Annotated in this window: 10 protein-coding genes and 1 pseudogene; 10 read left to right on the forward strand and 1 reads right to left on the reverse strand. The window is 68.1% G+C overall.

Annotated features, from left to right (window positions below):
* Window positions 1–4 precede the first annotated feature (4 nt).
* From PV734_RS37035 to PV734_RS37075, 9 genes are all read left to right on the forward strand, one after another.
* The gene (locus tag PV734_RS37035; protein ID WP_319093785.1) at window positions 5–2,026 is read left to right on the forward strand and encodes a pectinesterase family protein; all 2,022 of its coding nucleotides are present in this window, start codon (window positions 5–7) and stop codon (window positions 2,024–2,026) included.
* 66 nt (window positions 2,027–2,092) lie between these two features.
* The gene (locus PV734_RS37040) at window positions 2,093–3,433 is read left to right on the forward strand and encodes a sugar ABC transporter substrate-binding protein (protein ID WP_319093786.1); all 1,341 of its coding nucleotides are present in this window, start codon (window positions 2,093–2,095) and stop codon (window positions 3,431–3,433) included.
* A 101-nt stretch (window positions 3,434–3,534) separates the two neighbouring features.
* On the forward strand, window positions 3,535–4,335 hold the full coding sequence (locus PV734_RS37045; RefSeq protein WP_319093787.1) for a rhamnogalacturonan acetylesterase: 801 nt from the start codon (window positions 3,535–3,537) through the stop codon (window positions 4,333–4,335).
* A gap of 49 nt (window positions 4,336–4,384) precedes the next feature.
* Complete coding sequence (locus PV734_RS37050) at window positions 4,385–5,701, forward strand: pectate lyase (RefSeq protein ID WP_319093788.1); 1,317 nt, start codon at window positions 4,385–4,387, stop codon at window positions 5,699–5,701.
* Between the two features lie 2 nt (window positions 5,702–5,703).
* Window positions 5,704–6,825 (forward strand): pectinesterase family protein, encoded by a 1,122-nt coding sequence (locus tag PV734_RS37055; protein ID WP_319293793.1) that lies wholly within the window; start codon window positions 5,704–5,706, stop codon window positions 6,823–6,825.
* Window position 6,826: 1 nt separating this feature from the next.
* Window positions 6,827–7,870: a pectinesterase family protein gene (locus PV734_RS37060; RefSeq protein WP_319293795.1), complete on the forward strand. Its 1,044-nt coding sequence runs from the start codon at window positions 6,827–6,829 to the stop codon at window positions 7,868–7,870.
* Complete coding sequence (locus PV734_RS37065) at window positions 7,857–9,038, forward strand: dienelactone hydrolase family protein (protein WP_319293797.1); 1,182 nt, start codon at window positions 7,857–7,859, stop codon at window positions 9,036–9,038. The genes PV734_RS37060 and PV734_RS37065 overlap by 14 nt, the downstream gene beginning before the upstream one ends.
* A gap of 110 nt (window positions 9,039–9,148) precedes the next feature.
* A complete protein-coding gene (locus tag PV734_RS37070; protein WP_319093792.1) occupies window positions 9,149–10,273 on the forward strand; it encodes a right-handed parallel beta-helix repeat-containing protein in 1,125 nt (374 codons plus the stop codon).
* Window positions 10,274–10,426: 153 nt separating this feature from the next.
* Window positions 10,427–11,221: an HAD family acid phosphatase gene (locus tag PV734_RS37075; RefSeq protein WP_319093793.1), complete on the forward strand. Its 795-nt coding sequence runs from the start codon at window positions 10,427–10,429 to the stop codon at window positions 11,219–11,221.
* An 11-nt stretch (window positions 11,222–11,232) separates the two neighbouring features.
* Here the strand turns inward: PV734_RS37075 and PV734_RS37080 are convergent, their stop codons facing one another.
* Window positions 11,233–13,491, reverse strand: coding sequence for a family 43 glycosylhydrolase (locus PV734_RS37080; RefSeq protein WP_319293799.1), 2,259 nt, complete (start codon window positions 13,489–13,491; stop codon window positions 11,233–11,235).
* A gap of 283 nt (window positions 13,492–13,774) precedes the next feature.
* Between PV734_RS37080 and PV734_RS45950 the strand changes: the two are divergent.
* Window positions 13,775–14,782: pseudogene (locus tag PV734_RS45950) on the forward strand (pectate lyase).
* Window positions 14,783–14,848: the final 66 nt, after the last annotated feature.

The raw sequence follows: 14,848 nt of genomic DNA on the forward strand, positions 1-14,848 counted from the left end.
CGCAATGACGCACTTCCCTAGCAAGCGCTTGCCGGGAGCCGGTAGAACCCTGGCCACCGTCATGGGTCTGGCGGCTGCCCTGACCCTGGGAGCGGTGGACGTGGCGACGGCCGCCGCACCCGCCGCCACGGAGACCGCCGCCACGGAAGCCGCTGCCGCCAAGACCTCCGCGACGACAGCCGCCCGCTGGACGGACCGGCCGCACGGTTTCGCCTCCCTCGCCGGTGGCACCACCGGTGGCGCGGGCGGCAAGGTCGTCACGGTCACCGACCAGGCCTCGTTGGTGAGGTACGCGGCGGCCGAGGAGCCGTACGTCATCCGGGTGGCGGGCTCGGTCGCCGTGGCGCCCTTCGGTTCCGATGTCGTCGTCGCCTCGAACAAGACGATCATCGGCGTCGGGGACACCGGCGAGATCGTCCACGGCGAGCTGCACCTCAATCCGGGTACGCGCAACGTGATCATCCGCAATCTGACGATCCGTGACTCGTACGTCGAGGGCGACTGGGACGGCAAGACGACCGACTTCGACGCCATCCAGATGGACACCGTCGACCATGTCTGGATCGACCACAACCGCTTCGCGCACATGGGCGACGGTCTGCTCGACATCCGCAAGGACAGCCAGTACATCACCGTCTCCGACAACCAGTTCGCCAACCACAACAAGGCGTTCGGGATCGGCTGGACGCCCAACGTGCTCACCCAGATCACCATCGACCACAACTGGTTCACGGGCACGAAGCAGCGCAACCCTTCCGCCGACAACTGCGCCTACGCGCACCTCTACAACAACTACGTGTCGGCACAGGTCGCCGACGGCGATCCCGTCTGGACGTACGGGAACTGGTCGCGCGGCCGGACGAGGATGGTCATCGAGAACAGCTACTACGACGGGGTCCAGCACCCCTACCAGGCGGACGCCACCGCCGAGTTGGTGCAGCGCGGGTCGATCCTGAGGAACGTCAGCGGGCGTCAGGACACCTGGGGCACCGCCTTCGAACCGCGTGACTTCTACGCGTACCGGCTGGACCCGGCCGCCGCCGTACCGGCGCTGGTCAAGCGCTTCTCCGGGCCGCAGGCACGGATCGGCGCCACGGTGACGCTCGACGTCCCCGCCGACTATCCGACCGTCCAGGCCGCTGTCGACGCCGTGCCCGTCGGCAACGCCGGCCCGGTGACCGTCGCCGTCGCGCCGGGCACGTACAGGGAGAAGGTGTTCATCCCGGCCGGCAAGTCGAACATCCTGCTCCAGGGCACCGGGCGGAAGCGCTCCGACACCGTCATCGTGTACAACACGCCTGCCGAGTACGGCGGTTCGACGGGTAGCGCCACGGTGCGGATCGCCGCCAACGACGTCACCGCCCGCAACCTCACCTTCAGCAACGACTTCGACGAGGCCTCGGTGGAGCTGAAGGGCGAGCAGGCGCTCGCGACGAAGACGACCGGTGACCGCATCGTCTTCGAGAACACCGCCTTCCTGGGCAACCAGGACACCCTCATGACCGACAGCCCCAAGCTGGACGTGATCAGCCGGGTCTACGTCCGCGACTCGTACATCGAGGGCGACGTCGACTTCATCTACGGGCGGGCGACGACCGTCGTCGAGCGGTCGGTGATCCGCGCGCTGAGTCGCGGCTCCGCCACCAACAACGGCTACATCACCGCCGCTTCGACCTGGACGGGCAATCCGTACGGCTTCCTGATCACGCGCTCGAAGGTCGTGAGCGACGCCCCCGCCGACTCCTTCCACCTCGGCCGGCCCTGGCACCCGGGCGGCGAGCCGAACGCCGTGGCCCAGGTCCTCTTCCGGGACACCGAGCTGCCCGCCGCGATCAAGGCCTCGCCGTGGACCGACATGAGCGGCTTCTCCTGGAGGGACGCCCGCTTCACCGAGTACGGGACCTACGGACCCGGCGCCCGAGTGACCGCCGACCGGCCGCAGTTGAGCGAGGCCGACGCCGCCTCGTACACCGTCGCCGAGTATCTGCGCGGCACGGACGGCTGGGCTCCGTACGCCCGCCGCTGACCCCCCACAACTTCACAGTTCCGACTGATCCAGAAGAGTTCGACCCAGAAGAGAGAGTGCCGACCAATGAAGATCAGCATCCGCAGAAGCAGGCGCGCGGCCATCGCCGTGGCCCTCGGTTCCGTTCTCGCCCTGACCGCCACCGCCTGCGGTGACGACGGCAGCGGAGCGGCCGGGGACAAGGGCAACGAGGGCTCGGGGAAGGGCGAGATCACCTTCTGGGACAACAACGGTGGTGTCCGCACCGACATCTGGAAGGAGATCATCGCGGACTTCGAGAAGGCGAACCCGAACATCAAGGTCAAGTACGTCGGCATCCCCGCCGCGAGTGCCCAGTCCAAGTACGACACCGCCATCCAGGGCGGTGGCCTGCCCGACGTCGGCGGGGTGGGCACAGCGATGCTCGCCGGGGTCGCGGTCCAGGGCGCACTGGAGCCGCTGGACAGCCGACTCAAGGACAGCGCGCTGAACGGCGAGTTGAACCAGAATCTGCTGGAAAGCAGCCGGGCGGCGGGCGGCGGTAAGAGCCTGTACCAGATCCCGACCTCGTCCAACAACGGCACTCTGTGGTACCGCACCGACCTGTTCGAGAAGGCCGGCCTGGAAGCTCCGACCACCTGGACGAAGTTCTACGAAGCCGCCGACAAGCTCACGAACAAGGGCAAGAACGAGTTCGGTTTCACCATCCGCGGCGGAGAGGGCTCCATCGCGCCGGCCCTGGACGCGGCGTACAGCCAGGCAGGCATCAGCTCGTTCTGGAACGGCGACAAGACCACCGTCAACGACCCGAAGATGGTGGCGGCCCTGGAGAAGTACGTCGCCCTGTACAAGAAGGACACCCCGTCCGCGGACGTCAACAACGACTTCGCCAAGATGGTCGCCCAGTGGGACAGCGGTGACATCGGGATGCTGAGCCACAATCTCGGCTCCTATCAGGATCACCTGAAGGCACTGGGCGCCGACAAGTTCCGGGGCATTCCCAGCCCGACCCAGGACGACGGCAGCCGGGTGCAGATCTCCAACCCGGTGGACGGGCTGAGCGTCTTCAAGTCCAGCAAGAACAAGACGGCCGCCTGGAAGTTCGTCGAGTTCGCCGTCTCGCACGAGGAGAACTCCAAGTACAACAAGTCCGCAGGGCAGATACCGGCGAACACCGAGGCCGCGAAGGACGAGTGGGTCCAGAAGGCCGAGCCGACGAAGCTGGCGGCGGAGGCGCTGAACGGGGCCGACACCAAGATCGTGCAGCTGCCGTACTACCTGCCTGACTGGAACACCCTTTCCAAGGCGGACAACGAGCCCAATTACCAGAAGGTGCTGCTCGGGAAGATGAGTGCGAAGGAATTCCTGGACACGTTGGCCGAGCAGTTGAACGCTGCGCAGGCTGAGTGGAACGAGCAGGTGAGTTAGGTCGTATTTCGGCTGCGGGTTCGCCGTGGCTGGTCGCGCAGTTCCCCGCGCCCCTGAAAACGGGGCGCGGGTGGCTGCCCCCATGTGAAAGGCACACCGTCGTGTCTCTTAGCCGTAGACAAGTGGCCGCAGCCGCAATCGCTGCCGTTCCTCTCGCCCTGACCGCCTCGGAGAGTGCCTCCGCGCATTCCGGTCGCCGTTCTCGCACTCTCTACATCGCCGGTGATTCCACCGCCGCCCAGAAATTCGCTGACGCCGCCCCGGAGACCGGGTGGGGAATGGCGCTTCCCTTCTTTCTGCGGAAGGATCTGGTCGTCGCCAACCACGCGGTGAACGGGCGCAGTTCCAAGAGTTTCGTCGACGAGGGGCGTCTCGACGCCATTCTCGATGTCATCGCCCCTGGTGACCTCCTGCTCATCCAGTTCGGGCACAACGACGAGAAGATCGCCGACCCGGTCCGGTACACCGAGCCCTGGACGACGTACCAGGACTTTCTGCGGCTTTACATCGACGGCGCGCGGGCCCGTGGTGCCCGGCCGGTGCTCGCCACGTCCGTCGAGCGGAGAAAGTTCGACGCGAGCGGCAACGCGGTGCCGACCCACGGCGACTACCCGGCGGCGATGCGTGCGCTCGCCGGGGAGGAGAGCGTCCCGCTGCTCGACATCCAGGCCCTGTCGATCGCGCTCTGGCAGGAGCTGGGCGTCGAGGAGACGAAGAAGTACTTCAACTGGACGCCGACCGAGCAGGACAACACGCACTTCAATCCGCCGGGTGCCATCGCGGTGGCCCGGCTCGTCGCCGCCGAGCTGGTACGGCGACGGGTGCTGGCGCGCCGGGACGTGCGCCGCCTCGACGACGCGATCCCGGAGTCCTGGATCACCTGGCCGTCGGCCGCCGTCTAGCACCCACCCCAAGACCTTCCGCCCCGTTCACCGAAAAGAGAGCCGCATCATGAACGTTCGCGCATGTCATGATCATGTCACCATGAAGGCCGCCGTCCTGCTCGGCTGCACGGCCCTCGTCCTCACCGTCACCGGTCCCGCCGCCCAGGCCGCTCCGGCCCCCGACCTCGGCCGCCAGACGCTCGCCGCCGGTGACGGCTGGGGGTCCGACACGGGCGGCACGACCGGAGGTTCGGCCGCCGACGCCGACCACGTCTACACCGTCACCACCTGGGCACAGTTCAAGGCCGCACTGGCGGACGGCGGCAGCGCCCCCAAGATCATCAGAGTCAAGGGCATGATCGACGCCGTGTCCGAGGGCTGCGAGGCCTTCACCACCGGGGGCTACGACCTCCAGCAGTACCTCAAGGACTACGACCCGGCCGTCTGGGGCAACGACAAGGTCGCCAGCGGTCCGCAGGAGGACGCGAGGGTCGCGTCCGCCGCCAACCAGGACAGCGTCATCAAGGCCGCCATCCCCAGCAACACCACCATCGTCGGTGTCGGCAAGAACTCCGGCATCCTCGGCGGCAGCCTCCAGATCAAGGCCGTCTCGAACGTCATCCTGCGCAACCTCACCATCGAGGCCCCGCTCGACTGCTTCCCGAAGTGGGACCCGACCGACGACAACAACACCGGCAACTGGAACTCCGAGTACGACGCCGTGGTGGTCTACGGCACCGACCACGTGTGGATCGACCACAACACCCTCACCGACGGCCGTTACCCCGACAGCGAGCGGCCGAGCTACTTCGGCAAGGTCTTCCAGCAGCACGACGGGCTCACCGACATCGTGCGCGGCGCCAACTACGTCACCGTGTCCTGGAACTCCTTCAAGGACCACGACAAGAACATGCTGATCGGCAACAGCGACAGCACCGCCTCGACCGACGGCGGCAAGCTCAAGGTCACCATGCACCACAACAAGTTCGACGGGATCCTGCAGCGCTCCCCGCGCGTGCGCTTCGGTCAGGTCGACGTCTACAACAACAGCTACGTGGTGGGCGAGGCGCAGAAGGCCGACTACTACCTCTTCGGTGTCGGCATCTCCTCGCAGCTGTACGCCAGCGACAACGCCATCTCGCTGCCCGCCGGCGCCAGTGTCGGCAAGGTGCTGAAGAAGTGGAAGGAGTCCCCGCTCACCGCCGTGAACAACTACGTCAACGGCCGGCTGACCGACCTGATCGCCGTCCACAACGCGGAGATCCCCGAGGAGACCCTCCAGTCCGGCGCCGGCTGGACACCCACCCTCCGGACAAAGGTCGACTCGCCGCGCGCGGTGCCGTCCGTCGTCAACCGCGGTGCCGGCGCGGGCAAGGTCTGCTGATCATGGCGAGCCCTGAACTCCCGTTGAGCAGACGGTCGTTCGTCGCCGCGAGCACCGGGGCCGCACTGGCCCTGGGGCTCGCGGCCCCCGCCCGCGCGGCCGGCCGGACCCGGTTCGGCCGCTACGGCTCCCCGTCCCGCCGCCTGACCGAACAGACCCTGTACGTCGATGTGGCAGGCACCGGCGACTTCACCGGCGTACAGGCAGCGGTGACAGCCGTGAGCGGCAGCGGATTCACGCTGGTCGTCGCCCCGGGCGTCTATCGCGAGACCGTCGCCGTCACGGCCGCCCGTACGGAACTGACCCTGATCGGCGCCTCCGAGAACCCGCGCGACGTCGTCATCGTCCACGACAACGCCGCCGGCACCCCGAAACCGGGGGGCGGCACCTACGGCACCACCGGCTCCGCCACCACCCTCGTCCAGGCCGCCGACTTCACGGCCCGCTGGATCACCTTCGCCAACGACTGGCTGCGCGCCGACCACCCGGAGATCGCGGGGACCCAGGCCGTCGCCATCAAGGTGCAGGGCGACCGGGCGGCGTTCCACCACTGCCGGTTCCTCGGCCACCAGGACACCCTGTACGCCGACTCGATGAGCCGTGAGGCGTACGCCAGGCAGTACTTCGCGGACTGCTATGCCGAAGGGGACGTCGACTTCGTCTTCGGCCGGGCCACCGCCGTGTACGAGCGCTGCCACTTCCGCACCCTCAACCGCACCGACCTTGCGGGCACCCCCTACGGCTTCGTCTTCGCGCCCTCCACCGTGGGCACCAATCCGCGCGGCTACCTGGTCACCGGCAGCCGCGTCACCAGTGAAGCCCCGGACGCCGCCTACAAGTTGGCCCGCCCCTGGGTGCCCAGCTCCGACACCACCGCCCGCCCGATGCTCACCGTCCGGGACACCCACCTCGGCCCCGGCATCGACGCGTTCGCGCCCTACACCAACATGTCGGACACCTACCCGTGGCAGAGCCAGCGGTTCGCCGAGTACCGGAACACGGGCCCCGGCGCCAGGATCGTCATCGCCGAGAACCGCCCCCAACTGGACGCCACCGAAGCCGAGTCGGCGACCCGTGAGGCCTACCTCGGCGACTGGACACCGTGGCGCGGGCGGTGGTGCTGAGATGCGCCGACGCACCCTGCTCACCGGGCTCACGGCAGGCCTTGCCGCCGCCGGTACGGCTCCCGCCCTCGCGTCCGCCGCGCACCGCGTCCTGCATGTCCGTCCCGGCGGCTCCGTCCAGGCCGCCGTGGACGCGGTGGTCGCGACCGGCGAGGTCGGCCGCACGATCGTCGTCCACCCGGGGACATACCGCGAGGTCGTCAACATCCCCGCCCAAGCAGCCGAGTTGACGATCCGTGGCGCCACCCGCGATCCGCGCGACGCCGTCATCGTCCACGACAACGCCAACGGCACCCAGAAACCCGACGGTTCGGGCACCTACGGCACCGCCGGCTCCGCCACCTTCACCTCGGCGGCGCCCGACCTGACCGTCCGCGACCTGACCCTCGCCAACGACTGGCTGCGCGCCGATCACCCGGAGATCACCGGGACACAGGCCGTCGCCGCGTACGTCACGGGGGACAGGTCGCAGTTCCGCCGGGTCCGGTTCCTCGCCCACCAGGACACCCTGTTCGCGGACACGACGGCACTGACCGCCTTCGACCGGCACTACTACCGGGACTGCTACATCGAGGGCGACGTCGACTTCGTCTTCGGGCGGGCACGGGCCGTCTTCGAACGCTGCCACTTCCACACCCTCGACCGGGACGTCGCCTTCAGACCCGAGGGCATGGTCTTCGCCCCCGCCACGGCCCGCGCCAACCCCTACGGCTTCCTCGCCGTGCGCGGACTGGTCACCTCGGGCGCTGAGGACGGCGCGTACAAGATCGCCCGGCCCTGGGTGCCGTCGTACGAGACAACGGCCTGGCCCTCGCTGGTCGTCCGGGACACCTGGCTCGGCCCGGGCATCGACGCCGTCACCCCGTACATCAACATGCGCGAGGCCTATCCCTGGCAGACCATGCGCTTTCGGGAGTACGCCAACTCCGGTCCGGGCGCGGTGATCACGGCGCCGGAGAACCGGCCGCAACTCACGGCGGCGGAGGCCGACGAGCACACGCGGCGGACGTATCTCGGGGACTGGTGCCCGTATGACCGGCCGTGACCCGGCGGTGGGGCGGCGGACGTTCGTCGTGGGAGCGGGGGCGGCGCTGATGGGCGGCGCCGCCGTCCAACCCGCGCAGGCGGCACCGGGGTCCGAGTCGGCGGTCGTCGACGGCCCGCTGCCCGGCTTCCATCCGGCGCTCAAGGACGAGCTGGACTTCCCGCTCGCCTGGGGCAGATCGGGCGTCCGTGACTTCCGGGCCTGGCGCCGCATCGCCCGCGCCAAGGTGGAGGAGACGCTGCTCGTCGAGCCGGACGGCGAGGGGACCCCGTACGGCCCGGAGTTCAGCGACCGCAGCGAAGCACCGTCCTACACAAGGGAGTTGGTGACCCTCGCCCTCACCCGGTACGAGCCGGTGCGTGGCGCCCTGCTCACCCCGCACGGCCCCGGCCCCTTCCCCGCCGTACTGCTGCTCCACGACCACGGGGCGAAGTTCGACATCGGGAAGGAGAAGCTGGTCAGGCCCTGGTACGACGACACCCGGCTCGCCTCCGCACAGGCCTGGGCGGACCGGTACTTCAGCGGACGCTTCGTCGGCGACGAACTCGCCCGGCGCGGCTACGTCGTGCTGGCGCTCGACGCGCTCGGCTGGGCCGACCGCGGCCCCCTCGCCTACGACCAGCAGCAGGCCCTGGCGAGCAACCTGTACAACCTCGGCTCGTCCCTCGCCGGACTCATGGCCCGCGAGGACGTACGCGCCGCCCGTTTCCTCGCCGGACTCGACCGCGTGGACCGGCGGCGGGTCGCGGCCGTCGGGTTCTCCATGGGCGCCTTCCGCGCCTGGCAGACCGCCGCGCTCAGCGACGACATCGCCGCCGCGGCCAGTGTCTGCTGGATGACGGGGCTGAAGGAAATGATGGTCCCCGGCAACAACACCCTGCGCGGCCAGTCCAGTTACCACATGCTCCACCCCGGGCTGGCCCGGCATCTCGACTTCCCCGACGTGGCGAGCATCGCCGCACCCAGGCCGATGCTGTTCTTCCACGGCGCCCAGGATCCGCTGTTCCCGGCGGAGGGCGTACGCGTGGCCCACGAGAAGCTGCGCGCCGTCTGGCGCTCACGCCGCGCCGGGGAGCGGCTGCACACCAGGATCTGGCCCGACCTCGGCCATGTGTTCACCGCACCCATGCAGGACGACGTCTTCTCATGGCTGGACGCCGTCCTCTAGCCCCCACCGCCCGCCCCCTACCGCTTGCCCAACCCCCCACGCACACCCCCCACCGCTTTCCTCCACCTCCCCAACTCCCCTCCCCGTTACGACGAAAGGACCCGCACGTCATGCGTCGTATCACCCGCGTCAAAAGCTCCCTGACCGCTCTCGCCGTCACCACCGCCGGTGTCGGACTCGCGGTACTCCCCACCCCCGCCCAGGCAGCGACGGTGGTCGTCTCCACCTCCGCCCAGTTGAGCAGTGCCATCTCCGGCGCCGCCGCCGGCACCACCATCCAGGTGCGGGCGGGCACGTACTACCCGACGGCCACCCTTCAGTCGACGGCCAACGGCACCTCCGCCAGCCGGATCTACCTCCAGCCGTACGGCTCGGAGACCGTCAAGATCGACGGGTCGAACCTGCCCGACGGCGACTGGATCTTCAAGCTGACCGCCGACTACTGGACCGTCTCCAACATCACGTTCCAGAACTCGCCGGACAGTGCGGTCGTCTGCCAGTCATGTGCCTCGACGGTCTGGAGCAACATCAAGACCATCAACGGTGGCGACTCAGGCTTCACCCTCACCGGCGACAACACCACCAACAACACCGTCAGGAACATCGACTCGTACGGCCACTACGACCCCGCCAACCACGGCGAGAACGCCGACGGGATCGCCGTGAAGTTCGGCTCCGGCACCGGCAACCTCATCACCGGCGCCCGCCTCTACAACAACTCGGACGACGGGATCGACTTCTGGTCCTTCTCGTCCCCCGTCACCGTCGAGCACACCTGGTCGATGGGCAACGGCAAAAACCGCTGGTCCGACTCGGCGTTCGCGGGCGACGGCAACGGCTACAAGCTGGGCGGCGACGGCGAGACCGTGGCCCATGTCATCAACAACTCGGCCGCCTGGGACAACGCGGGCAACGGCTTCACCGAGAACAGCAACAAGGGCGCCATCGTCATCAACCGCACCACCGCCTACGCCAACGCCAAGTGGGGCTACTACTTCGCCACCGGAGCGGCCAAACTCGGCAAGAACCTGGCCGTGAGCAACAGTTCGGGTTCGGTGAGCAAGGGCTCGTCGGTCACCTCGTCCGGCAACAACTGGGACTCCGGGATCTCGACCCCGTCCTTCGTGTCCACGAACGCGTCGACCACGTTCAACGCCCGCGCGTCGGACGGGACGCTGCCCGCGACGACGTTCCTGACGACGGGCAGCAGCACGATCGGGGCGACGATGAACTGACCGTCCGCCAGGGCGGGTTGCGAGACGGAGGAGGGGCGCGGCGCCGCTGCCGCGCCCCTCACTCCCTATGGCTGGTTTCCCACCCCTATTGACTTGATATGGATCAGGTAAAAGGTCTGGCAACCGGAAGGGTGACGCGCGTAGAAACCTGTCATGCATAAGACACTCCGTTTCGCGACGATCACCGTCGCCTGCGCCGTCGCAGGCGCCACGCTGTACGGCACCGGCGCGGCCACCGCCGGTCAGTCCACGGCGAACTCCACCCACGAGCCCTACAACATCGGGCTCCTGGTCAAGGACATCGACACCTACTACGGCACCGCGCTCGACGCCAACGGTGTCTACCAGGCCTCGACGAGCAGCCAGTACGCCAAGGACCTCGCTCAGATCGAGTCGTCGGCCAAGCGGTACATCGACAAGGCGGCGCACAAGAAGCCGCACAAGGGCAAGAAGCCCGCGGTCGTCTTCGACATCGACGACACGCTGCTGCTCTCCCTCGACTACGAGAAGAAGACCAACTACACCTACAACTCGGCCACCTGGACCGAGTACGTGGCCAAGGCCGACCGCCCGGCCGTCTTCGGCACGCCCGAGCTGGTCGCCTACGCCAAGGCCAAGGGCGTCGAGGTGTTCTACAACTCCGGCCTGAAGGAGTCGCAGCGCGACGCGGCCGTCGCGAACCTGAAGAAGGTCGGCGCCGACATCAACCTCGACGCCGCCCACATGTTCCTCAAGGACGCGGCCAACCCGCCCGCCTACCTGAGCGCCTGCGCCACCCCGGGTACCTGGACCTGCACGACCGTGCAGTACAAGTCCGGTACCCGCAAGCACATCGAGGACCTCGGCTACGACGTCATCGCCAACTTCGGTGACCAGTACTCGGACCTGGAGGGTGGCTACGCCGACAAGACGTACAAGCTCCCGAACCCGACGTACTTCGTCAGCTAGTTCACCCGGATCTACCCGGAGTTCCTGACCGGCCGGATCCCCGTGAGGGTCGGTACCACCGGCCGGATCGAACCGTCGGCCGCGAACTCCATGCGGTCGATGGTGGTTTCACGGTGCATACCGTCCCCGCCCGCCTTCCCCGGCCCGTTCAGGGCGAACCGGTGATAGACGATGTACCAGTCGTCGGTGCCGGGGACGTTCACCACGGAGTGGTGGCCGGTGGCGAGGACGCCGTACTCGGGACGCTTGGACAGGATCGTCCCCTTCTTGGTCCACGGGCCGAGCGGGGACGGTCCCGTCGCATAGGCGACGTGGTAGTTCTCGCTGCGCGTGTCGTCCTCGGACCACATGAAGTAGTACGTGCCGTTCCGCTTGATCACGAAGGATCCCTCGCGGAAGTTGTCCGGGGTGATGTCCCGCACCTTCGACGCGTCGTACGAGACCATGTCGTCGTTCAGCGGCACCACGTAGCCGTGGCCGTTGCCCCAGTAGAGATACGACGTTCCGTCGTCGTCGGTGAAGACCGCCGGGTCGATCATCTGGCCCTGCAGCGAACCGCCCTTCGACACCAGGGGCTTGCCGAGCGCGTCCTTGAAGGGGCCGGCGGGGGAGTCCGCCACCGCCACACCGATCTGCTGCTCGGCGCAGAAGTAGAAGTAGTACTTGCCGTCCCGTTCGGCGATGGCGGGCGCCCAGGCGTACTTGTCGGCCCACGACACGTCCGCGCCGAGGTCGAGGATGACGCCGTGGTCCTTCCAGTGGACCAGGTCCTTCGACGAGTACGCCCTGAACCGTGTCCCGCTCCAGCCGTTGAAGCCGTCGGTCGTCGGGTAGATCCAGTACTCGCCGTTCAGATAGCGCACGTCCGGGTCGGCGTTGAGGCCGGGCAGCACGGGACTTCCGGTCGGCACCGCCTCGACGGTCCAGACGCGGGTCGTGCCGTCCGCCGCCCTCACCGTGTACGTCTGCGGCCCCCGGAAGTCGCGCCGGGTGCCGGACCCCGGGGTCACCGTGGCGCCCGCGCCCACGGTCAACTCCGGTGCGAGACGTGTGAGATCGGTGCCGGGGCGCATCGGCAGCACGACCTTCGACGAGGCGTCGGTGACGATCGAGTAGCCCTTCCGGCCCTTCGCCGTCACGTCCACGACCGAGGTGGGCGTCGCCGGGTAGGCGGCCAGCAGGCGGTCGTACTCCTTCCCCGTCACCGGAAGTACCGTGCCGTGCCGGGGACTCGCGGGCAGCTGGTAGTCGGTGGACGCGGTCCACCTGCCCGAGTCGAGGTCGGTGGTCTCGAAGGGGACGTAGCCGCGACCGCCGTACTCGTCGATGAACAGGTACCACTTCTCCTCGGTGTTCGACTTGAACACCGTCGGGCCCTCACCGCGGTCCATCGCGCCGCTGCCGATGCAGTCCGCGACCAGGTCGTACTTCGTCGAGGTCAGACTCGTCGACTTCTCGCCGGTGATGAACTTGGCGCAGGGAGAGCTGGAGGCGGGGTCCCGCTCGTCCTTCGTGTAGCGGTAGTAGGTCCCCTTGTGCTCCACGACGGTCGAGTCGATCACCGAGTATCCCGGGTCGTCCCAGACCTTCGCCTCGCTGAAGGTGCGGAAGTCCTTCGTCGTGGCGTACATCATCCTGTTGTACGTCGAGCCGGTGTGCCCGGGGTCTTCGTCGGCGTACAGCTTCGACGCCCAGAAGACGACGTACGAGCCGAGCTTCCTGTCGTAGTAGGCCTCGGGCGCCCAGGTGTTGCCGGCCGCGTCGGGGGACACCCTCACCAGTCGCTGGTCGGTCCAGTGGACCAGGTCGGTCGACTCCCAGACCATGATCGACTTGCTGCCGTGCCGCTGGACGTCGTCCCAACTGCCGCTGCTGTTGCGGTACATGCGCAGGTCGGTCGCGATCATGTAGAACCTGTCACCCTTGGGGGAGCGGATCACGAACGGGTCGCGCAGCCCCTTCTCCCCGGTGGTGGAGGTCAGTACCGGCTTGCCCGCGTTCAACTCCCGCCAGTGCAGCGGGTCGTCGCCACGGCTGAGGGCGTACCGGATCTGTTCACCGTCGGCAGTGCCCTCGCCGGTGAAGTAGGCGAAGAGGTAACCGGCGTACTTCTGCGTCGACTTGGGCTCGGGTCGCTGTTCGGGCTTCTGCTGCGTCATGGGTGGGGCTCCTGAGGCGGCGGGACTGGGCGGGGCGGCCAGCAGGGAGAGGAGCAGGGCCGCGAGGGAGATGAGGGGGAGCAGGAAGGCGCGGGCGAGGTGGGGGCGCATGACACATCCTGTCGGGGTCTGATGGTTTCTGTTGAGTGTTCGTCCTGGGAGTCTCGCCAGCTGGGGACGGTGCGTCAATCGGTGCGGACGAGGCCGGCGGGACCGAAAGTTTCGACGGCTCGTGTGCGGGCCGCGGCAACCCTTTTCGGCCGGGCGGCAACAGGACAGCGGAGCCGGGCCGCGACCCCACCTCATCGGGGCCGCGGCCCGGCTCGCGTCCCCCTCCGGCGAGGCAAGGAACGTCCCGCGCGCATCACACGGCCGACACCGCGGAAACGGCACCCTGTCCGTCGCCGCCGCGGTGGCGCTCTCCTCGGGTGCGGGCGGCGACTGCCCGGGCCTCTCGACCGACGGGGCGAGCGCTGCCACCTTCACGGTCACTGTCTCCAGCGCCGCTCAGTTGGAGTCCGCGATGAGGAACGCCGCCGCCGGTACCGTCATTCAGGTCCGCGCCGGCGCGTACTATCCGACGGCCACGTTCAAGTCGACGGCGAACGCCGCAAGTTCGGCGCGGATCACGCTTCAGGCGTACGGCGGTGAGAAGGTGAGGATCGACGGTTCCAGGCTGCCGCCGGTTCCTGGCGGCCGGGATCTACGGCGACTACTCGACGGTCCAGAACGTCACCTTCCAGAACTCCCCGGCCCAGGGCTTCGTCGTCACCTCGTCGGTCGGCGGGATCTTCAAGAACCTCGTCACCGCGCGCAACGGCGACTCCGGCTTCACCCTGGGCGGCGACCGCACCACCGACAACCTCGTGCAGAACCTGGACAGTTACCTCAACCATGACGCCGCCAACCACGGCCAGAACGCCGACGGCATCGCCATCAAGTTCGGCTCCGGCAGCGGCAACAGGATCACCGGCCCGCCTCTACATCAGTGCGGACGACGGCAACGGCTGCAAGCCGGGCGGGGAGACGCCTCGGTCGCGCATGTCGTCAACAACAACGAGGCCTGAGACAACAACCTGCGCGGCTTCGCGGAGAACTCCAACACCGGCGCGATCGCGCTCAACCGCAACACGGCGTACGCCAACGCCCGGACCGGCTTCTACTTCGCCACCGGCAAGGCGCGGCTGGCGAGAAACCTCGCGGTGGGCAACAAGGCGGGGCTGTCCAAGCTGTGCCCGTCTACCGTCTCGGCCGTGAACAACTGGGACAGCGGCGTCGCCACACCGACGTTGACGTCGAAGGATGCGACGACGGAGTACGGAGCCCGCCAGCCGAACGGCTCGCTGCCGCTGCCACGTTCCTGGCGGTGGACTCCACGGCCATCGGGTCGACCAGGAAATAGCGGTCTCGATCGACGACTACTCACGCACGGGATCCACGCACGAATGCGCCGACTCGGAAAAGTATT

It is taken from the genome of Streptomyces sp. AK08-02, from assembly GCF_033795085.1.
In the GTDB taxonomy this organism is placed as follows: Bacteria; Actinomycetota; Actinomycetes; order Streptomycetales; family Streptomycetaceae; genus Streptomyces; species Streptomyces echiniscabiei.